The organism is Bacteroides sp. AN502(2024) (genome assembly GCF_041227145.1).
Lineage (GTDB): Bacteria > Bacteroidota > Bacteroidia > Bacteroidales > Bacteroidaceae > Bacteroides.
Window position 1 is genome coordinate 3,503,878 of the sequence record NZ_JBGFSP010000003.1, and the last position, 20,720, is coordinate 3,524,597.

The 20,720-nt window shown below is 43.6% G+C and carries 19 protein-coding genes and 3 pseudogenes; 10 read left to right on the plus strand and 12 right to left on the minus strand.

Annotated elements, in window-relative coordinates; translation table 11 throughout:
• Positions 1-272: 272 nt before the first annotated feature.
• The 3 genes and pseudogenes from AB9N12_RS13720 to AB9N12_RS13730 all read left to right on the plus strand — a co-directional run.
• Positions 273-1,529, plus strand: a complete 1,257-nt coding sequence (locus AB9N12_RS13720; RefSeq protein WP_369892586.1) for an AAA family ATPase — start codon at positions 273-275, stop codon at positions 1,527-1,529.
• 255 nt (positions 1,530-1,784) lie between these two features.
• A complete protein-coding gene (locus tag AB9N12_RS13725; protein WP_369892587.1) occupies positions 1,785-2,186 on the plus strand; it encodes a hypothetical protein in 402 nt (133 codons plus the stop codon).
• A 90-nt stretch (positions 2,187-2,276) separates the two neighbouring features.
• Positions 2,277-2,366, plus strand: a pseudogene (locus tag AB9N12_RS13730) (DUF2809 domain-containing protein); the annotation flags it as partial.
• Between the two features lie 3 nt (positions 2,367-2,369).
• On the opposite strand, the gene AB9N12_RS13735 reads toward AB9N12_RS13730, so the two are convergent.
• The 6 genes from AB9N12_RS13735 to AB9N12_RS13760 all read right to left on the minus strand — a co-directional run bounded on the left by AB9N12_RS13735 (position 2,370) and on the right by AB9N12_RS13760 (position 6,958).
• Positions 2,370-2,678 carry a HigA family addiction module antitoxin gene (locus AB9N12_RS13735; RefSeq protein ID WP_369892588.1) on the minus strand — a complete coding sequence of 103 codons (309 nt, stop codon included), beginning with the start codon at positions 2,676-2,678 and terminating at the stop codon, positions 2,370-2,372.
• Between the two features lie 61 nt (positions 2,679-2,739).
• Positions 2,740-3,588 (minus strand): ion transporter, encoded by an 849-nt coding sequence (locus AB9N12_RS13740; protein WP_369892589.1) that lies wholly within the window; start codon positions 3,586-3,588, stop codon positions 2,740-2,742.
• Positions 3,589-3,626: 38 nt separating this feature from the next.
• Positions 3,627-4,607: a lytic transglycosylase domain-containing protein gene (locus AB9N12_RS13745; protein WP_369892590.1), complete on the minus strand. Its 981-nt coding sequence runs from the start codon at positions 4,605-4,607 to the stop codon at positions 3,627-3,629.
• A gap of 39 nt (positions 4,608-4,646) precedes the next feature.
• Positions 4,647-4,916: a zinc ribbon domain-containing protein gene (locus AB9N12_RS13750; RefSeq protein ID WP_369892591.1), complete on the minus strand. Its 270-nt coding sequence runs from the start codon at positions 4,914-4,916 to the stop codon at positions 4,647-4,649.
• Between the two features lie 43 nt (positions 4,917-4,959).
• Positions 4,960-5,259: a nitrous oxide-stimulated promoter family protein gene (locus tag AB9N12_RS13755; RefSeq protein WP_369892592.1), complete on the minus strand. Its 300-nt coding sequence runs from the start codon at positions 5,257-5,259 to the stop codon at positions 4,960-4,962.
• A gap of 250 nt (positions 5,260-5,509) precedes the next feature.
• Positions 5,510-6,958 carry an ATP-binding protein gene (locus tag AB9N12_RS13760; RefSeq protein ID WP_369892593.1) on the minus strand — a complete coding sequence of 483 codons (1,449 nt, stop codon included), beginning with the start codon at positions 6,956-6,958 and terminating at the stop codon, positions 5,510-5,512.
• 69 nt (positions 6,959-7,027) lie between these two features.
• Here AB9N12_RS13760 and AB9N12_RS13765 point away from each other — a divergent pair, with 69 nt between their 5' ends.
• Positions 7,028-7,234 carry a hypothetical protein gene (locus AB9N12_RS13765; RefSeq protein ID WP_369892594.1) on the plus strand — a complete coding sequence of 69 codons (207 nt, stop codon included), beginning with the start codon at positions 7,028-7,030 and terminating at the stop codon, positions 7,232-7,234.
• A 66-nt stretch (positions 7,235-7,300) separates the two neighbouring features.
• Here AB9N12_RS13765 and AB9N12_RS13770 read toward each other — a convergent pair whose 3' ends face one another.
• Complete coding sequence (locus AB9N12_RS13770) at positions 7,301-9,019, minus strand: pseudouridine synthase (RefSeq protein ID WP_369892595.1); 1,719 nt, start codon at positions 9,017-9,019, stop codon at positions 7,301-7,303.
• Between the two features lie 185 nt (positions 9,020-9,204).
• On the opposite strand from AB9N12_RS13770, the gene AB9N12_RS13775 reads away from it, so the two are divergent.
• Both AB9N12_RS13775 and AB9N12_RS13780 read left to right on the plus strand, forming a co-directional pair.
• The gene (locus AB9N12_RS13775; RefSeq protein WP_369892596.1) at positions 9,205-9,669 is read left to right on the plus strand and encodes a MaoC family dehydratase; all 465 of its coding nucleotides are present in this window, start codon (positions 9,205-9,207) and stop codon (positions 9,667-9,669) included.
• Between the two features lie 279 nt (positions 9,670-9,948).
• Positions 9,949-10,512: a GNAT family N-acetyltransferase gene (locus AB9N12_RS13780; RefSeq protein WP_369892597.1), complete on the plus strand. Its 564-nt coding sequence runs from the start codon at positions 9,949-9,951 to the stop codon at positions 10,510-10,512.
• Between the two features lie 26 nt (positions 10,513-10,538).
• On the opposite strand, the gene AB9N12_RS13785 is transcribed toward AB9N12_RS13780, so the two are convergent.
• From AB9N12_RS13785 to AB9N12_RS13795, 3 genes and pseudogenes are all read right to left on the minus strand, one after another.
• Positions 10,539-11,060 (minus strand): hypothetical protein, encoded by a 522-nt coding sequence (locus tag AB9N12_RS13785; protein ID WP_369892598.1) that lies wholly within the window; start codon positions 11,058-11,060, stop codon positions 10,539-10,541.
• An 18-nt stretch (positions 11,061-11,078) separates the two neighbouring features.
• Positions 11,079-12,047 (minus strand): annotated as a pseudogene (locus AB9N12_RS13790) (GNAT family N-acetyltransferase); the annotation flags it as partial.
• A 44-nt stretch (positions 12,048-12,091) separates the two neighbouring features.
• Positions 12,092-12,217, minus strand: a pseudogene (locus tag AB9N12_RS13795) (class A beta-lactamase); the annotation flags it as partial.
• A 203-nt stretch (positions 12,218-12,420) separates the two neighbouring features.
• Here AB9N12_RS13795 and AB9N12_RS13800 point away from each other — a divergent pair.
• Complete coding sequence (locus tag AB9N12_RS13800) at positions 12,421-13,617, plus strand: hypothetical protein (RefSeq protein WP_369892599.1); 1,197 nt, start codon at positions 12,421-12,423, stop codon at positions 13,615-13,617.
• A gap of 96 nt (positions 13,618-13,713) precedes the next feature.
• Here the strand turns inward: AB9N12_RS13800 and AB9N12_RS13805 are convergent, their stop codons facing one another.
• Complete coding sequence (locus tag AB9N12_RS13805; protein ID WP_369888970.1) at positions 13,714-14,865, minus strand: IS4 family transposase; 1,152 nt, start codon at positions 14,863-14,865, stop codon at positions 13,714-13,716.
• A 126-nt stretch (positions 14,866-14,991) separates the two neighbouring features.
• On the opposite strand from AB9N12_RS13805, the gene AB9N12_RS13810 reads away from it, so the two are divergent.
• Genes AB9N12_RS13810 through AB9N12_RS13820 form a run of 3 tightly spaced genes read left to right on the plus strand, consistent with a single transcriptional unit; the run spans position 14,992 to position 20,052 of the window.
• Positions 14,992-15,543: a hypothetical protein gene (locus AB9N12_RS13810; RefSeq protein WP_369892600.1), complete on the plus strand. Its 552-nt coding sequence runs from the start codon at positions 14,992-14,994 to the stop codon at positions 15,541-15,543.
• Positions 15,527-19,195: an ATP-binding protein gene (locus AB9N12_RS13815; protein WP_369892601.1), complete on the plus strand. Its 3,669-nt coding sequence runs from the start codon at positions 15,527-15,529 to the stop codon at positions 19,193-19,195. The genes AB9N12_RS13810 and AB9N12_RS13815 overlap by 17 nt, the downstream gene beginning before the upstream one ends.
• On the plus strand, positions 19,192-20,052 hold the full coding sequence (locus tag AB9N12_RS13820; RefSeq protein WP_369892602.1) for a hypothetical protein: 861 nt from the start codon (positions 19,192-19,194) through the stop codon (positions 20,050-20,052). Before AB9N12_RS13815 ends, AB9N12_RS13820 begins: the two co-directional genes overlap by 4 nt.
• Before the next feature lie 150 nt (positions 20,053-20,202).
• Here the strand turns inward: AB9N12_RS13820 and AB9N12_RS13825 are convergent, their stop codons facing one another.
• Positions 20,203-20,637: a DUF6078 family protein gene (locus tag AB9N12_RS13825; RefSeq protein WP_369892603.1), complete on the minus strand. Its 435-nt coding sequence runs from the start codon at positions 20,635-20,637 to the stop codon at positions 20,203-20,205.
• Positions 20,638-20,720: the final 83 nt, after the last annotated feature.

Genomic DNA, 20,720 nt, shown 5'->3' on the forward strand with positions numbered 1-20,720 from the left:
TCAAACTCTCGCTATAATCCTCTGCTGCACAATCAGACATTGCTTCTGCAAAGTTGATCTGCTGGTCAGAATGATTGCATTCGTGTTTAACAGGCAATATATACAATCGCATTACCCAGCTTCTGTTTGGTAGATTCAGGGAATTTGCACATAATTTATGTATTTGGGTTACAACGATAACCTTTTACCTGCTAATGTACAAAGAGAACAGGCAATGAACTCTATGATTACAGTCGGATAAAGACTGGCAGGCATGGAAATAAAAGCAAAACATGTTCCAGAATAAAAAACAGTCTTCAGACATCTGTAATTCATTAATTATTCCTTATCTTTGTCTATTGGAAAAGAACAACATTATCATGAAGGAGTCCATAATCATAAAGAACTTAGGCCCACTTAAAGAAGTGGAAATAAGCGATATTAAGCCATTAATCGTATTCATCGGCAAGTCGGCCAGCGGTAAGAGTACCATCATGAAGATTATCGTGCTCATGCGCTACATCTATAAAATGGTCAATATCCGCTCGTATCTTAAGAATGCAAAGATTACCCGTTCGCCGTTCAAATTACGTTTCAACTCTCTGCTTCAAGACGGCTTGGAAAGCATGATAACGACAGAGACTGAGATACACTATACCGTGGAAATAAACGGCAATCAATATACTCTGTCGTATGCAGATAGAAGTTTGCAGTCGGACATCCATATACCTAACAGCGATCTGGTATTCTTCAAGGAGTCGTATGTTTCTGAAACACGAAGCGTACTTCCTATATGGGCGTCCAAAGTGGCCACGCTCAAAGGAGCCAGTCTGGGCTTCTTCTTTCATGAGACATTCAATGACTTCAACGATGCAACTGATGTAATCAAAGAGCAGCAACTAAACTATCTGAACCTGAAGATGAAAGTCCAAAAATCCGGTAACAAACCCAAGCAGTTCATTATAGAGTCATTGCAGGAAGGTACGAAGCCTGTGGAATTGAGGTATGCTTCTTCCGGTATTCAGACATCTGCTCCTTTGGTTGCCATTGTTCATTATTTTGCAAAAGAGTTTTCATTCAAGGACGCTTTCCAGCGTTCTGTACTGAACTACCTGTACAAACAAGACAGACTTGAGAAATTTACTCCCCAAATCAGCCAAAGTGATTTGGAAAAGTATGTACATATCCATATAGAAGAAGCCGAATTGAGCCTTGACCCGGAGGCACAAAGAGCCCTCATGAGCAACCTTATCGATGAAGCGTTCCACAAGAACAATGACGACCGCAAGCTGGGACTGATGGTAGCAACACATAGCCCTTATATCGTTAATCATCTGAATGTTCTGCTACGTGCTGGATATGTTGAAAAGGCAAGGGAAAACTATCCGTTTCTGGAAAAGGATGATATCGCCGTATATCGTGTTCATGAAGGCACTCTGACATCACTGATGGCAACGGACAATGATACGGGAGAATATGTAATCAACACTTACGACATGTCCGACACGATGGAGAGAATCTTCAACGAATACGAAAGCATGCAGGAATAAGGTATGGACAGCGCACTGATTGATTTCCTCCAAAAGGATTATCCCTCCCATTTCGGACTGGAATGGAAGGAAGGCACGATGCAAGTCCGGAAAGAGCAGTGACCGAGAGGCAAGTTCGAAATACGTGACGGACAACCGCAGATTGTACAATATACCGGTTATGGTGTTTCCGTCATCAACAACAATTCGGAAATAGATGTAGAGATCATAGATTTTGAGCACTATATAAATATCTTCCACGATACTGATGCCGGTATGGGACGAAAGTGCGACTTTATCATCAACCCGATAGCCGGATATGATTTCATCATATTCAACGAGCTGACTGAAAGCGGGAAACAGTACGTTATGCCTTTCACTTCTCCGAAAACAGGGGAAGAAAAAGAAGGCAAGCTGGTATACGCAAAGAAGCAACTGGAAATCTCCATTGACAAATTCTATGACGTAAGTAATTTCTTGGACAACTACAAAAAGAGAGTCGCCCTCTTTTCATGTCGACTGACGGACGGAAAACCGGAACACTATATGACACGGTCAGTCAACGCTTTCAGAAAACCACAGAGGATTTTATCCAACATACGTGCTCATGAGCCTTTAGCACATGGATTCGTATTTGAACAAAGAATCTATAACAAAGAATACAAGACAATAGGATGAACAGTAAATCATCCAATGAAAACATAACCCCAATATGGCAAACAACGAACATAATCCGATAGCCGCAAGAATAGGTCAGATACGGGACTTATGGATGAAGAAAAGAATTTTTATATCATCAGCTTTCTGTCGATCTGCTGTATCGAGGTGCTGATAGCTTTGTATGTGCGCGACCGTTTCAATTCATAGCAATGAGGCGCATGTTTTTCGTATCTCGTTTAATCGGTTTGAAAGAGCTTTCTTTTCACATGCCAGATTCATATTATATCGTGCTTGCATATTGATGAGTAGTTCCGGATTAATGTTTAGAGCAGCTTCTACCATTAATGCAAAATCACAGGTAATAGGTCTTTTCCCATTTAAAATTTCATTAAGCATTGTATAGGGAACTCCAAGAATTTCCGAGAATTTCTTTTGAGAGATTCTGCGACATTCCAATTCTTCTTTCAAGACATCACCCGGGTGTGTTGGTAATCTTTTTATTGTGTCCATAATTTACGTGATCCACGAAAATAGTGAATACCTTTTCATGTTAAATAAAAATAGATATGGGTTAGTCATTATTCAATTTGTGTCCGCAATATTTGCAAAACTCTGCATTATCTTCGTGTCCGGAGCGATGGCAGTGGGGACATTCTTTGTCTCTTTTGCGTTTGTACTCTTTCATCATGGAGGCGGATACGATACCTGTCGGCACGGCGAGAATTGTGTAACCGATCAGCATGACGCAGGCGGAAAGGAATCTTCCCAGACCGGTGACAGGGGTAATATCTCCATATCCTACGGTAGTCATGGTGACGATGGCCCAATAGATGCTGTTCGGGATATTGTCGAACCGGGAGTTGGGGTGGGTCCCTTCAATCATATACATTAACGTTCCGATGGAAATCACCAGAATGACGACAAACAAGAAAAACACCGCAATCTTCTTGCTGCTTTCGCGTAAGGCGGTGAGCAGTCGTTCGCCCTCCTTCAGAAAGTTGAAGAGCTTGAAGACACGGAATACCCGTATCAGGCGGAAAGTACGGATGATGAGCAGATAGCGTGCACCGGGAAAGAGCAGACCGATGTAGAACGGAAGGGTAGCCAGTAAGTCTACGATTCCGAAGAAGCTGAATATGTATTTTCGCGGGTAGGGCGAGCAGTAGACCCTTGTCAGGTATTCAAAAGTGAAGAAAGCGGTGAAGAGGTACTCCATAATGACGAACGGAGTCGTCAGAAAGGTGGGAAGGCCTTTCAGGCTCTCGATGATGACGAGCAGTACGCTGACCAGGATACAGCCGATCAGAGTCACGTCGAACAATTTCCCGGCAGGGGTGTCCGATTCGAAGATGATGACGTACAACTTTCGCTTCAGTTGCTCGTCATGTAAGAAACGGTGGATTTTTTCTTTCAGTTTCATATCGATAGTGTTTGGTTGGAATGAGAGAAGTTGTCTTTTTAGTCGATGACCCACTGTTTATGGTGGGCAACGGTCTTTTGCGGGTTGTAATACATGCCCTCCCGGGTAGGGATCAGGAGAGTGTATCTCTTTCCGGTCTTGTTTTTCAATGAAGTGTCGCGCAGCCAGGGATTGGCATCACGGAGTTGGGCATAGGTGATTCCCTGTGACTTTGCGTAGTCGTTCAGGTCGTCGATGGAAGTGCTGACGGTTACCTCTTTATAAGGAATGGGCGGATACAGGTGTTCCCGTTTCAAGAGGAATCCGTAACGTTGCGGGTTATTGAATATCTCTTTGACTGCCAGCAGTCGGAACATGTAGCGGGAAGTTTCCTCCACCAGCCATAAGTCCATGGCATGATTGGCCAACTGCTTCTCGAGTTGGGAGGAGATACGTCCCTGTCCGGCGTTATAGGCAGCGGAGACAGCCATCCAGTCGCCATATTTGGCATACGCTTGTTTGAAGTATTTGCAGGCGGCAACGGTTGCTTTCTCAATGTGGTAGCGCTCGTCTACGTTATCGTTCACTTCCAGTCCGAATTCCCGTCCGGTGGCAGGCATGAATTGCCACAGACCGGCTGCTCCTGCCGGAGAGCGTGCAATGTTGTTCAGGTTGCTTTCGATGACCATCAGGTATTTGAAGTCATCGGGGATGCCGTTCGCTTTCAGTATCGGTTCCACGATAGGAAAGTAACGGTTGGCGCGCTTTATCGATAGCATGGTGGTGGAGTGCATATAGGTGAAGGACATCATCTCGCGGTCCATCCGTTCGCGACGGTCGTAGCGCCGGAGGTCGATCGTCTCCCCGTCGAAGGTGACTTGTGCGGGAACGGTAGGGGGAGTGACGCAATAGGGCACTTCCGATTGGGCGGAATGTGGTTCGTTCACTTGGCTGCTGCCTGTCAGTACCGGGATGGCTGCGCCGATGCAAAATACGGATATCAGTGTAAGGATATGGTTGGTTTTAGTCTGTCTCTTCATTTCATAATCAGCGATTCGTGATAAATTTTTATTTCCCAATTACTCTCTCCACCTCTTCAACTGTGGAAAGTACTCTTTCATCGCTTTCCGTGCTTCCTCCACCGTGTATTTGACTTCCGAATCTTTATTGAACTCGTTCAGAAAATTTAGATTATGTTCGATCATCTCGTCCATGGTGCACTCTTTCGTGAAGTGTCCGTCCGCATAGCAATAGTGGCAATACTCTTCGTTTTTGTTGCCATTGGCTTCTTTTCCAAAAGTCGACTCGTCTATCGGCATGCCGCAACTTTGACAAAATTTCTGTTCCATCCTTTTTTAGTTAGATTATACGTTTATGTTACTTTTTAGTAAGTTATAGGTTCAATAAATGCCGTATGGCCTGCCAGGGTGCATGAAGCAACATCCGCGGTCCGGAGAAACGCATCACCTGTCGCATTCGTTCGCGCATGACGGGCTTGTAACAATGTACGGTACATTCCTTGCATGCACTCTTACTCTCTCCAAACAGACAATGGTCGAGACGGGCACGGGCATAGCGGAGCAATTCTTCACAGTCGGCACAAAGAACTGTGTTTTTTTCTTTTTTCCGGCAATAGAGGCGGATCATCAACTCTACCGTTTTCTTTTCCTGCGCAATACGTGATGCTTTCATCTCTTTCTTTTTACACTTTGGTTCTGACAAAGGTACGAATAAAAAGTGAAACGCGGAAGAATGGAGTAAAGGTTTTGGCAGACAGGCGATTGGAGCAGAGGTTGCTGCTGAACGTATTTCACCACTAACCAATCTCGCCAATTTAATTTGTCAGCAACTTGCCAGCAAGTTAAATTACCGGGATAATGCATTGAAAATCAATACCTCAAAAGTAAATCCGATGAGGTTGGCAAGTTGCCGGCAAGTTAAATCAGGCCCATATAGGAATGTATCTCATATAGCGAGGAGCTGTCGTGGAATCTACAGGTCTGATTATCTGTTTATTCAATGCTTCTTTAATCAATCGGGAGATGCTCCCTGAAGATGATTCCGCAACACCAAATCGCTCTCTCAAAGAACTGTTAGTTAAAGCATTACCTTCTATGAATTTAACGCAAGCATGAAGATAGGTTGCCCAAATCTTATCTTCCATCGGAATATTTGTAAAATTCAAATGAGAGAATAAAGATACTTTGGTCGATTCTTGATATATCTGAATCCGTGGAGCAGGTAATTTCTGTAGTTCGCAGCTGATGACCATTCTATCCCATCCTCGTCCCAATTCTTCGCACATACTCAATCGCCGCATTAAGGATGCTAATTTTTCATTACGGGACTTGGGAGGATTATCCACAATCCGCATTATATCGACTAATGGTGTCCCGGGATTTGTAATCTCAACACGATTTTCAAATATCTCAATAAGCGGTCCTGTGCCGGTGAGGAAAAAATCTTGATGAATCAGCGAGTTTGCAATAGCCTCTCTTATAGCCGGAATAGGGAATGCGTTTATCGTTTTTCTTCGGACAGAATCAATATCCTCTTTTGTCGGGAGTAAAGTAGTTACAAATTTTACCGCGTTCTCAAAGCTGATAGCATATCCTTCTGTCGTGTTCTCTTCTTTTAAAATTGATAGTCTATTGTTCCCTTCATATTGCACAATTCTTATTGCTTTTCTTCCCACACGCGGAAAATCTGAAAGTTTCTTTGCAAACAGAATTGCTCCAAGATTTGTAATAGCATACAAGCCATTATCTTGTTTGGCAATAATACCTTCTTCCATCAAGTAATGAGCATATTTTTCAATACTTGTAGGATGTGGCATATTAAGAATATCAAAATAGACTTCACAATTCAAGTAGTGGGGGATCTCCTCTAATTGTATGTCTGATAAGGCATAAATATCCTCAAATTGTTCATGTCGCAATTTGTCCCACAACTGAGCCTGTAAAGTAGGGAACTCTATTATTTTCTTCGTATAACTGCCAACACGAATATAATCAATCTTCTCAAATGTAACAGGAACGCCCATAGCTTTTGAGATAACTAACATTTCGACATGCTTTCCATCAATATCGGCCGAATGAATTTCAAAATCGGCATTTTTAGAAAGCATATAGCGTAACCAGTTTTCAAGTTCTTGATTGCCTTTCTTTTCCTGTTTAAGTCTGACCTTTGTACCAACCGGTTCATGAGTTTTGTCATCAACGCCCCATATCATATAAGCATGGCTTCTATCTGCTATAACGGCACTATTGGCTAAGGCACTGATATCTTCCCCAACCATCTTAGGGTCGCAATTGTTATGCTTAAACTCCACCCAGCCTGTTTCTTGAGGCAGTTTGCATAACTCTAATATAAGTTTGTCTAAATTCTCCATATGCTTATAATATATGTTTTTTGATAGACAAAGATAGCAAAGATTAAGCAGAATTGGTATCTTTGCGGCATGAAAAAGTTATTGTGTCCGCAATGTAAGATTGCAGCTATGTATGTGAAGAATGAGCAGGGTGACAGGCGGCTGGTTTATGTGTCCGAAGATGGTGAAGTCGTTCCCAAATATCCGGAAGATTCGATGGAGGGGTTCGATTTGACGGAAGTCTTCTGCCTGGGATGCTCGTGGCATGGTTCACCTAAGCGGTTGGTGAAACGATAGACCGGGGGGATTTATCTACGTTTATCGCAGGTTGAAGAAGCTGGTGTCTACAAGCACGGTTGCAGTTTAGAAGTCGGCCTCTTTCTGTATGCGTAGAATCTTCCCGCTGATGGGATGGCGGAACTCTATGTATTCGGCGTGGAGGTATAGCCTGTCTGCTTTTCTTCCATAAAGTTCATCCCCCAGAATGGGGCAACCCAATCCCTCCGGATGGGCAGCGTGTATCCGTAATTGGTGTGTTCGTCCGGTCAACGGATAGAAGGCAATCCGGGTGTGTTTTTCGGATTCACCGATGATCCGGTATTCCGTAATCGCTTCTTTCCCATGTTCCCTGCTGACGATTTGCCGGGGACGGTCAAGGGGATTCAAACAGAGAGGAAGATCGATTCTTCCTGTTCTTCCAAATGGTAGTGTTGCTTTTTCCATGGTTGTTGTCTTTTCCGCTCCTGTTATGACCCCATCCAACACGGCTGTATAGCGCTTCTTGATACTTCTGGCAGCAAATTGTGCCTGTAAATGTTGATGTACCTCTTTCGTTTTCGCTACGAGCAATAATCCGGAAGTAGCCATATCGAGGCGATGTACAATCATAGGTCCGGTAGCATCGGGATACTTCTTTTTCAGGCGATGATAGACGGAATCTCTCTCCTCCGCCTTTCCCGGAACGGACAACATTCCTGCCGGCTTATTGACTACCACCAACCATTCGTCTTCATATACAATTTCCGGCTCTTCCTCCTGATGGGTGGAGCTCAGCAACGGATTCTCGTCTACTTCCACTCCTTGCAACATGTGCTGCAAGATAGGTTCGCACTTTCCTTTGCAGGAAGGATAATAATATCCGTGATGCCGGATTTCGTTTTTAGGAGAGTTTCCCCACCAGAATTCGGCCATCGCCAATGGCTTTAATTGATGAAGATACGCATATTGCAACAGTTTAGGCAAAGCACATTCACCCGCACCGGCGGGAGGGACTTTCCGAACGGTTTCTTCGAAGATAGTGTAGAGGTCTTTCACTTCTCCTTTGGCATTCAGCATCCGAAACTCTCCGAACAGCTTTTGCTGCAAAGCCGCCGAACGTTCTTTCCGTTCTGCTTTCCACTGTTCTATTTCATCCTTGAAACGATTCACTTCCGCTTCGCGCTCTTCCAACCGCTTTTTCCAATACTTCTCTTTTCGCTTGTATTCAGCTTTCTGATATTGGCTTTCCCGAATCAAGGCAACTTGTTCTTCTTCGGAGATCCCGCTTGGAGACCGGCGTCGAATCTCTCTGGACTCTTTCGCGGCTTTTAGTTCCTTCTTGGCTTGACTCAACTCCGCCTGCGCCTGTTCGGTTTCTACCTCCCGTTTTTCTTTCGCCTCCAGGTAGGAGGTGCTATGCTCCAATTCATTGATGCGGATATTGATAGCGGAAATCCGTTCTTCCTCCATCTTGAAGAATCCTTGAGGTTGCAGCAGGTCGTAGACAGGAGGGACGAAATAAGGATGCCGATTCTTTCCTGCCAAATTGCCGGAAAAGGCGGCTAAATAACCTATCCTGCTTTTTGCTTCCGTACTTTCTTCTTTGGCTTTATCCGTAGCGTCGCTCGTCTCCTGCAGTACAACCAGTACCCCGAACATCTTTCCAAGAGCTAATTCTTCCTGCCATTCCTCTCGGCTTGCGATATACTTTTTCACTTCCTCTGCCGCCAATACGCACAACGGATGGGGCGTATAATGGAACGGATAAGTGAATTTCGCCGGTAGCGCAATGTGGGAAACGGGCTTCTTGAAAAAATGTATCATCGGTTTATATCTGAATGTGATTACGGGTGCAAAAGTAAGGCAAATCCGCGAATCTTGTTCTATGTTTGTCGGGGAGTTTGAATGATTGTTTCTTGTTTTTATTGATAAATTGGGTGGGTATATCAGTTTATTTTGCGTATTTTTGTCCCCAATTAATAAATAACCCCCATAAAAACGATAAGACTATGGAAAAAGTAATTATCAATTCGTACGAAGAATTTGAAAAACTGGTAGGCAAACAGATAGGCGTCTCTGATTATGTGGAACTCTCGCAGGAACGTATCCGGCTTTTTGCAGATGCGACACTGGACTACCAATGGATTCACGTGGATACGGAACGTGCCAAAGTGGACAGCCCTTATCATAGCACAATCGCTCATGGTTATCTGACATTATCCATGCTGCCGTATCTGTGGAACCAGATTATCCAGGTGAACAACCTGAAGATGATGATTAACTATGGCATGGATAAGATGAAATTCGGTCAGGCTGTGTTGGCAGGACAGAGCATCCGCCTGGTGACTACGCTTCATTCATTGACGAATTTGCGTGGTGTGGCAAAAGCTGAAATCAAGTTTTCCATCGAAATAAAAGACCAACCGAAGAAGGCGCTGGAAGGAATTGCCGTATTCTTGTACTATTTCAATTGATTGGTACATAAAAAAGTAGACTATTCCTGGAAACTATCTGATATTCTTATTGTTTTGATAGGACGATGAGAAAATTATAAGTATCTTTGTGAACTGATAAAATAGGAAGAAAGGAGAAAAAATATGGCAATGCCAATAAAAGAAACCCCGATACTGTTCGGGGAAGACGCCCGTAGGTTTGAAGAACGGATGAAGCATCCCCGTAAGGAAACACCGGAGGAAAGAAAGAGGCGACTAGAAGTTTATGAGAGGATAATGAAGCGCTCTAAACTATAGTTCGTGAGAAATGATGAAAATAATACCGGAGGATTGTCATATAGTGTTCGTCGGTTAAATAAAGAAGAAAAGATAGAATCGTTCAATTGCGGTGATACCGACTTGAACGATTTTATTATGAATGAATGCTCACTTTATCGCAATGCTTTGTTGGCGGTAAGCTATGTTGCAGAGACAGACGGCGGGAAGATACTCGCTTATTTCAGCCTAGCCAATGATAAAGTCTCACTTTCCGATTTTGAGAGTAAAACAGAGTTCAACCGCTTCCGTCGCCCTCGTTTTGTGAACGATAAACGTTTGAAAAGCTATCCTGCTGTAAAAATCTGTCGTTTAGGTACTGATATATCCACTAGAGGATGTGGCTTAGGGTCCGAATTGCTCTATTTCATAAAGAGTTATTTTATTGAAAACAACAAAACTGGATGCCGTTTCGTCACAGTAGATGCTTATGCAGACGCTGTTCCATTCTATCTCAAGAATGGTTTTGTACCACTTACAGACTATGACAAGGATGACTCGACGCGTCTACTTTATTTTGATTTAGGAGATATAGTTGATTTTTTATAACGATGTTGAGTTCTGTTTTTGCATTTTTACTTCTTAGCCTTCATAGCCTTTAGTGTATTTCTACGTACAGCACGGATGGCAGGACTCAATAATTCGGGTTCCATCATTTCCAGCATTGTGCGCAGCTCTTGTTGCAACTCCGGAATGGAGCAGGTCAGTCGATAGGCAAGTTTGATGCAAAGAGACTGCACTCCGTCCGGTTCCCGCCGGGTGATGACACGCTCCAGACAGAAATCGAGGAAATCCATTCGGGGCGGGTTAGCCGGCTGTTGCTGGCTGAGCAGGTTCAGGAGTAGCCTTCGTTTTCCCGAATGCGGACAGGACATCGCTGCGTCAATCAGCTCGTCCTGTCTTTGGCTCAACCATTCTACATCTTCCTTTGAGAAATGCGTACAAACCCATAATGCCTGATAAGAGACAATCTCATCCTCGTCAAAGATGAGTAGATAGACTTCCTCTCTGAGTTGTTCGTCATCTTGTATAAAGTGAAGGATCTCTCTGATATCTTCGATATGTACACGTTCGGATAATCTTGCACGCAGGTTCATGTGACTTTTGTTTTGGGGTTAACCTTTACTTTCTTCGATATTGGCTTCTTTCAACTGTAAATGCAGAATCGGGTAAGGTTTGCCCATACCGTCTGTTTCGTCTCTTCCGATGATTTGGAATCTCATGCGAAGATAGAAACCGAGTGCTTTTTCATTCTGCTCGTTTACGTCCACTTTGTCCATCTGTTTTTGCTGGATAGCGTATTCCAGTAACCGCTTGCCGTATCCTTTTCCCTGTTCACCGGGATTTACGAATAACATCTCGATTCGTTCGTCGCTCAGTCCCATGAAAGCTACAATCTTTCTATCGGCATTCCGGACCATGTATAGTTCTACCGCCGGTAAATAGTGATTGCGCACCAGCGGTTTGTAAAACCGGATATGTTCTTCCGTGAGGAAATGATGCGTGTGACGCACCGATGCTTCCCAAACTTCCAGAATCTCGTCGTAATCTTGGGGAGTGGGCTGGCATATATTGGGAAGATAATAACACAGATGGTCGAATATATTCCCGTTGTAAGTCAGTTCCGCCTGATGCAGCATGCCTTCATAGATAAAACCATTCCGTTCGAGCACTTGCCGCGACCGCTTGTTGTGCGGGTAGCAATTGGCGGTGATGAGGCTGAGTTGCAGTTCGTTGAACCCGTAATGGAGTACAGCCTGCACCGCTTCCGTCATATATCCTTTGCCCCAATGCGCTTCGTCAAGCCAGTATCCCAACATGCGGATCTGCGGGTTCTCCCGTTTCGGGTCGGGGACGATTCCGATGGAACCGATAAGCTGCCGCGTATCTTTCAGGGTTATCGCCCAAATATTCTCCTGACCGATAAACACTTTCTGAAGAATCTCCCGCGATTCCTCTAACGTCTTATGTGGCGCCCATCCGGCATTATTACCCAAGTTCGGGTTCTGGCAACAGGCGAAAAATGCTTCCGCGTCCTCTTTTTGAAAAGGACGGATTAGCAGACGTTCCGTTTCAAGGATGCATGCTGCTATTGCTTCTTCTGTTTCACTCTTCTTCTCCATCTTTTTTAGTTAGCTGACTGCGTCACATATTCATAAACGATACGTGAAATCTCAGCGATCATCTTACTGTTGTCCGCAAAACTCTCTTCAGAGTCTTTCACGAAAACAGCTATACTGCAAGTGCGTCCGTCTGATTTCTCTATCGAACTCACAAAGGTATGAATAGTAATTTGAAAAAGTGGGGATAATATCCTAAATTCTTTTATAACAAAATTGTAAACAAAGAAATTAGGTTTCGTATGCTTTTTCCGTTATATTTGTAGAATCTTGTTACTTGACAGATTATAGTAACGGAAATCTATACAAGTAATCGTTGTTAAAAGACAAAACTGATATGAGTACTTTTCGTTCCATAGAAGAACTGGTCAAAAGTCTCGACAGGGAGAAAGAGCTCCTGAAAGAAATGTTTGCCAAACGGAAGTCTCTTTCGTTCCGCTATGATTATGCGCTTGAGATGACCGAGTACAAGGAAGAGCGTATCCGTTATTTGATTGATTACGGAGTGATCCGGGATACCGGTGATTTCCTCGAGATGGAGGATATCTATCTGAAATTCTTTGAAGATGTGCTCGAAGTGAATGAAGAAATCAATGTCTCTTTTGTGCAGGACTATCTGACACGCCTGAACGAAAATATTGATTATTATCTGAAAGAGAATAATGAGCAACGCAAATACAACTACCAGCGGGAAGTGAAACGCTGCCTGAAGAATATAGCTCTGACCACTGTCCGTAACGTGATGGACCTGAAGCGGAATATGGATAATACTTATAAGAACGAGCCTAATTACAAGATCAAGAAAACCAAACTCGTCCGGCTTGACGAGAAACGGAACAATATCGCTCTGTTGATTCGTAAAAGCGAGGAATTGATAGACTATGGGCAGCCTATCTTCTTCCGGGTGGCGATGGATGTGCAGATGCGGAATGTAGTGAGTGATGTAAAACTTCAACTGAATGATTCATACCATAACCTGATTGAAATTCAGAAGCAAATCATCCATTATCTGAATCTGATAGATTATCAGAACCGTATCCTTGAAAAAGTAAAGAAGCTGAAGTACCTGAAAGACCAGTTCCTGCTGGAGGAACATACAAATATCCGTTCGGTTGCTGCACAAAAGAATCCCCTCTGGATGGAACCGCAGGTCGGTTATCGTATTAAGCTTTCCGTCGATTATCTACGGACTTCCGATGAGGCTTTTCAGATATTGAAGAAACTTGCTGCACGGCAGAAAAACTCTTCGAAAGGAATGAAACAACTGGCAGATGCCATTCCGGAAGGCTACTTGGACGGACAGTCGCAAATGATAGATACAGTCAATTTGCAGGAGGTGCATAATTCATTTATGGCGTCGGGTACCCATCTGTTCGCTTTTGTGATGAACTATCGCTACCGGAAAGAGGTGACGCGTGGAGAGAAATTGATCTTTTTCTGCCAACTGGCGTCGCAATATGCCGATGAACTTCGCTTTACGGATACTTATGAAATCTCCGATGAAGTGGAATACCCTTTAATCTATGCCAAATGATGTATGCTGAATCAATATTGTCCTAAATAAATTTTGAGCATGAGCTAACTGACTATACTGTTAAGTATAGCCTCGAGAGTTCAAAATCAATCCCCCCTAATCGTTTTCGATGGTTTCGGGAGGTGGTGTAAATGGTTGATCAAGCCATTTTTGGAGGTCGATTTTGGTAAATGTGTTCAGCCGGAGCGTGACCACAAGGTTAGCCAATGCCCATTTGTATCTTGCGATGTGCTTTAGCCATGTCAGAATCAGCATTGTAGTCATAGCAGTCCATATTTGGGTCTCTACGGCATTGCGGGATGTGCCGATAAAGCTCTTGATGCGTAGCAGTTGCTTGAGGTTGCGAAAGAAGATTTCTATGTTCCACCGAGCCTTGTACAGAGCCGCTATGCTTGATGCTGCCAATGTGAAGTTGTTTGTGAGTAACTCAATTTCAAAACCGTGTTCATCGTTCCATACTGCGATGCGACGTAAACGTTTGGGATATTTGGATTTGGCCGCCGAGAGTTCGAACTCGATTATTTCGTCAATAAGTACATTCTGAGCGTGTTTTTCAGGCAAAGGCAACTCCTCTATGGCTTTGTACCGGATATTGTCTTTATGACGCACTACAAAGAACACGTTGCTGCTGTCCCAATTATTCAGCAATGAGTAGTCACAGTAGCCTCGGTCGGCTACTACAATACTATACGGATGTAACTCAATATCAAAAGCAGCTTTGTTGTCGGTGGTTTTGCCATCGGTGATATTCACGAACTCCGGCAAAAGACTGTCATAGTCCAATAGCGTGTGCATCTTGACCGCCCCCTTGGTGGTAGTGTAATGTGCCCAGTCATATATTGACAGAGTCAATGACACCAATGTGGAGTCGAGCAGTTTTATCGGCATCTTGAAACGGAACTTTCTTCGTTGCCATAGGGCTTGCTGTCCGAAATACTGAAACAACGAGTAGAATATGCCGCGAAAAACCGAACTGTCTCGGTTGGCGTTCTGATATGCTACCGTTGACTTGGATGGTGCACGGTTGATTCCCAAATGATTGAGGTTGCCGGTGGCTGATTTCAGCCCGTTTGAGATATCTCTGACTGAATCACATCCTGAGAATTGGCTGAAAATCATGCTAACAAACTGACTCCATGTATTGTAGCCCTTGCAATGCTTGTCTGACCCCGAAGATTTTATGATTTTCCTGATATTTTCTTTCGGGAGATGTGATATTACCTGTGCGAAAAGTGTTATATTTGCCATAGGAAGTAGATGAGTTGGTAGCTTGCTACTAAGGTAGTCATTTTACCTTAGTTCTACTTCCTTTTTATTTGTTCCCCCCAATTTATTTAGGACAATATTGATGCTGAATACTAAAAACAGATGACCATGAAATACACTGAAGAGATATTTAATATACTTAGCAAAGGGGGATTCATTTCTTCCAACAGTGTCTCCACTCAAGTGAAGCATTTGTATGATGCGATTGAGGAGGATTTGACTGATTATTATGATTATTATAAAGGTATCGGTTTCTATCTGGAAGGTGGTGACGGTTATTATTATTTTACCCGCAAAGAAGCGAAAGTTGATCTGGAACGTAAATTGGAAGCGATTCAGAAGTGGGTTGATTACCTGAGCTTCCTGAAAACCTATCATTCGGCATTCGGACCGGGATTCCTGTTCCGTGCCGCTGATATTGAGATTCAGATAGGGTGCGATATCGAACTAAAGGAAAAGGCGACCAAACTGTTTTCGGATAAGAAGAAGTATGAGGAAGTAGTAGGCAAATTGTTGAAAGAACTGGAGAGCATAGGACTGATAGAGAAAGAAAACGAACTCGACGGGACGTATAAAGTATTGTCGGCTTTCCACTATATGGAGGACTTGGTTGATTGTATCACTATTTCGGAGGAGGTGCAAGATGAGATACCTGAATAAGATTATTTTTCTGAACAGTGCCCATATCCCGTATGCGGAGGTGAAGTTGGATGGGAATGTCCATTTTATAGGTACGCAAGGTGTCGGTAAGAGTACGCTGCTCCGTGCTTTACTCTTCTTTTATAATGCTGACAAATTAAGACTGGGTATTCCGAAGGAGAAGAAGAGTTTCGATGCTTTTTATTTCCCTTATGCCAATTCTTACATTGTCTATGAGGTGATGCGTGAGAATGATGCTTACTGTGTGGTGGCCGCCAAATCCCAAGGACGCGTATTTTTCCGTTTTATCGATGCGCCATTCCAACAGGAGTGGTTCATTGACGAGCACAGTGTGGTATATTCCGAATGGGGACGTATCCGCGAACACATCGGTTCGAAGATTCAGACTACTGTACAGGTGACCAGCTATGAGATGTATCGGGACATCATTTTCGGTAATAACCGCAAACATGAAATGATACCTTACCGGAAATTCGCCATTGTGGAAAGTGCGAAATATCAGAATATCCCGCGTACAATACAGAATGTCTTTTTAAATTCCAAACTGGATGCCGATTTTATAAAAGATACCATTATCCGTTCGATGAGTGACGAGGATATCTCTGTTGACTTGGACTTCTATCGTAGCCAGATTAAGGAGTTCGAGCAGGAATACAGGGACGTGATGCTTTGGTTTACAAAGAACAAGAATGGAGAGGTGCCTGTCCGGAAGATGGCGGGGAAAGTAATGAACGCCTATCGTGATTTGATTTATACACAAAAGCAGATTGGTGGAGGGCGTGCGGAACTTAACTTTGCGGAGAAACGGGCTTTGCATGAGATCCCGCTGGTGAAGGAAGAATTGGCTAAAGCGGAGACGGAACGTGAACGGTTGCTGCGGCTTATGGGTGAACTGCAACAAAAGTATACCAAAGAACGTGATGGCTTGATTACGGAGATCGGTGTGATAAACGATTTGCTCAAAAAGATACGTGAGAAACGTCTGTATTACGAGCAGATACAGATTGAAGAAATCATCAAACGGGTGTCTTGTGAAGAATTGCTGGTTCAGGAACTGGAACAAGTCCGGAACATGAAATCGGAACTGACAAGGGCGTATGAGGATGTATTGAGTAAGTATGGATTGCTGTCTGAGAAACTGGAAGCTGATTTCCGTACTTTTGAGAATAGTCAGCAGGCACGGATAAATGTCCGGAATGCGGAGATTGCAGGCAGACAGGAGGAATTGATGCAACAGCTTCGTGTGGAAGAGGAGAAAGTAAGGACGACACAAGAAGAGAAAGTACAGACGGTGGATAATCGTATTCAGCAGTTGCGTGACGAACAGGCACAGTGTAACCTGAAACTTCAGAAGGTGAAATATGAGCGTCCTCATCAAAATGAAATGGACGATTGTGAAGAAGGCATCAACGAACTGCACAAAAAGGACAAGGAACTGGAACTTGGCATCCGTCAGCAACAAGGAGAAATAAAGCAGTTGAGACAGGAGTGTGAATGGAAGGTGAAGGAACTGAAATGGGAGTTTCAGACAAAGATGGAGGCTGTTCGCAAAGAACGGAGCACGATTGAAGAAGAGTTGCAGACATTGGATGCTTTGATTGAGAAGCGAAAAGGTTCGTTGTGTGAATGGCTGGAGAAGAATAAACCGGATTGGCAGGAGACGATAGGCAAGGTAGCAGATGAGGAACTGGTGTTGTACAACAGTGAACTGCATCCTCAATTGGTGGATAAGGGGGCTACTCTGTTTGGTGTTTCGCTCAATCTGACAGCCATCGAACGTTCTGTCCGCACTCCCGAAGAAATGAAGCGGGAACGCGACAGGCAAGAAGCAGCCCGGCAACTTTGTACCGACCGTCTTACCCGATTGACGGAAGAAGAGGAGGGAGCTGTTTCTTCTTTGGAGAAGAAGTATTCGAAGCAAATTCATGGTATTCTGGAAGAACAACATCTGATGGAGGCCGAGCGGATACAGATTCCTGCAAAATTGAAGAATCTGCAGGCTGATTACGCTTCCTGGAAGACAAAGGAGGAGGAATGGAAAAAGAAATGTACGGAGGAATTGCAGGTGCAACTGAATGAAATCGGACATCGTCTCTATGTGGCGGAAGGGGAGAAGAAGAAGTATTTGGAGGAACGGGAAGGAATGTTGAAGGCCTGTCGGAAAGTGTATAATGACAGCAGGACTGAACTCCGGAAGGAGCAGGAGGAGTTTGTGGCCGGTGTTCGGCAAGAGATAGACCGGATGAAACAGCAGACTGCGGAGCGGGAAAAGGAATTGAAGCAGGCGCAAGAGAGTGAGTTGAGTGGAAAGGGGGCTGATACGGTCACTATCCGTAAGTATGATGATAGGCTTGCCGAAATAAATAAAGAATTGGAATCTATTGGTAAATTCCGGTCGCAGGTGCTTTATTATGAAAGAGACAGGGCGGAATTGTTTGATAAAGAACCTGCTACGCGGAGTCGGAAGAAGGAATTGGATGCGAAGCTGGCCGCATTGAACGAACGCTTTGGGTTGAAAAAGGAGAAGTTGCAGATTCAGAAAAAAGAGGCGGACGAACATCTCGACCGGATTGGCAAGGATTTGCACTTATTGGAGGATGGGTTGAATAAAGTGGAGATGTTCCGGAAAGATGAAACTTTCTGTCCGTCCTCTGTGACGGAAATAGGGGAGAAACCTACCCGGAAAAGTTGCGATGTTATCGTGGAAGAGTTGAAGTCGCTCATTGTGTCTACCATCAGAAAGACAGAAGAATTCAAGAGAGAGGTGACGCAGTTCAATGGAAACTTCTCATCGAAAAACACGTTCCATTTCCGTACGGAACTGATTGGAGAACAGGATTACTATGATTTCGCGTCCAATCTGTGTGAGTTTGTGGATAATGATAAGATTTCCGATTATCAGAAACATATCAGTGAACGGTATACGGATATCATCCGCCGGATTTCAAAGGAGGTGGGGGATTTGACACATAATGAAAGCGAGATACACAGAACAATTAAGGATATCAACGACGATTTTGTCAAGCGGAATTTTGCCGGAGTGATCAAAGAGATAGCTCTTCGCCCGCTTCAGAGCAGTGATAAACTGATGCAGCTATTGCTGGAGATAAAACGGTTTAATGATGAGAATCAATATAATATGGGAAAGGTCGACTTGTTCTCGCAAGATTCCCGTGAAGATGTCAATGCGACGGCTGTCCGATATCTGCTGTCGTTTATGAAATACCTGCTCGACGAGCCGGGGCGCAGACGGTTGGCGCTTGCCGATACTTTCAAACTGGAGTTCCGCGTGAAAGAGAATGATAACGACACGGGATGGGTGGAGAAGATTGCCAATGTAGGTTCTGACGGTACGGACATTCTGGTGAAAGCAATGGTCAATATCATGCTGATTAATGTGTTCAAGGAAAAGGCGTCTCATAAGTTTGGTGACTTTAAAATCCATTGTATGATGGATGAAATTGGAAAACTGCATCCTAATAACGTGAAAGGTATTCTGGATTTTGCCAATTGCCGGAATATCTTGTTGGTGAACAGTTCACCTACTACTTATAATGTGGAGGATTATCGTTATACCTATTTGCTGAGTAAAGACGGGCGGTCAAATACACAGGTTGTCCCGTTATTAACTTATAATAAGATAGAAAAATGAGAGGAGATTTGTTTACATTGGCAATGGCGAAGCTAGTGCTGAAAATGTTAGGTGGTGAGTCTGTACCGTATGTCAAGTTTGAAGGTGCAATAGCAAACGGACTGATGGATGAGGGAATCATAGCATTGGTCTCTCGAGGGAGCAAGCGTAGTTTTCGTATGATTGACCCGAAAGGGTGTCGTATTTATCTTGCACAGAATTATACTTTTGGGATGAGGCTGGAAGACTGGATTGAGATGAAAAGTCGTCTGACGGAAGTATCACGTTCGGAACAAGTGACGAAAGCGGGACATTCAAAACTGAGATATATCCGTACGTTCAAAGGTTTTCTTCTCAATTGTTATGAGCCTATAGAAGCTACTCTTCATGATGAACCATACGTGCTTTCTCCTTTGCAGGGCATTTCTATCTTCATGCAGGATTACGAATATTTCCGTATTCCCGAAGATGTTGTGGTAGTGGGCATAGAGAATGGGGAGAATTTCCAACATATCCGTGCCCAAAGCTACTTGTTTGAAGGAATGAAAGTTCTTTTTGTATCCCGTTATCCGCAATCGAAAGATTTGTGTGATTGGCTAAAGATGATTCCTAACCGTTATATTCATTTCGGAGACATAGATTTGGCTGGTATTTCTATCTTTTTACATGAATTCTATGCAAACTTGGGCAATCGTGCGGAATTTTTCATTCCAGAGGATGTCGAGAAGCGCCTCAAGGACGGAAACCGGCAACTTTATGATAATCAGTATTTGCGTTATAGGGCTATGTTGATTTCTGATGAACGTTTAAGACCGTTGGTAGCAATGATTCATAAATATGGGAAAGCGTATGAACAAGAAGGATATATCAAGTATTAATTTAGTCATATCGTAACTATCCCGCACTTATGAATCGCCTTGAAACCAACAGTTTCAAGTGTGAAAACTGTTGGTTCTGCGGTTTGAAACTTTAGTTTCATACGCTTGAAACTAGAGTTCCAATTGCTTGAAACTGTTGATGACAGCAACTCACCAGATATATTCTTCCGTGTAGCGTTGGTAAGTTGGTTCTTCTTTTATCCCTTTATTGTGGAATAGTTGTCTGATGTAGGCTTGGTCTTTAGGCATAAGCCCCCGTTCTCCGCGATAGAACCTGTAATATCCTGTTTTTCCATAGTGCTCCACCAATTGTATTCTAATACTGACCGCATCCTCATAAGGGATTCTGTCAAGCAATCGTTTTAGTCCCCATGCCACATGAACTTTGACAGCAGTCTTGAAACATTCGCATTGGTTTCCATCCGTAGGATAACGTGCCGGATTAACGATGGAGATATAAAGGTAATCGGCTGTTTCATTTTGGGCAGCTACGTAGCGCAAGCATTTCGAGGCTTGCGGACATTGGTCGTTGAAACAACGGGAGAAATTGTAGGGGACAGACAGGCTGCCGGATTCTTCTTTCATCTTGTAGGGGTTATTTATGGGTGAGATATTGTTGTTAATACGTTAATATACGGGAAAATCTTTTTCACAAAAGTAGGACTTTA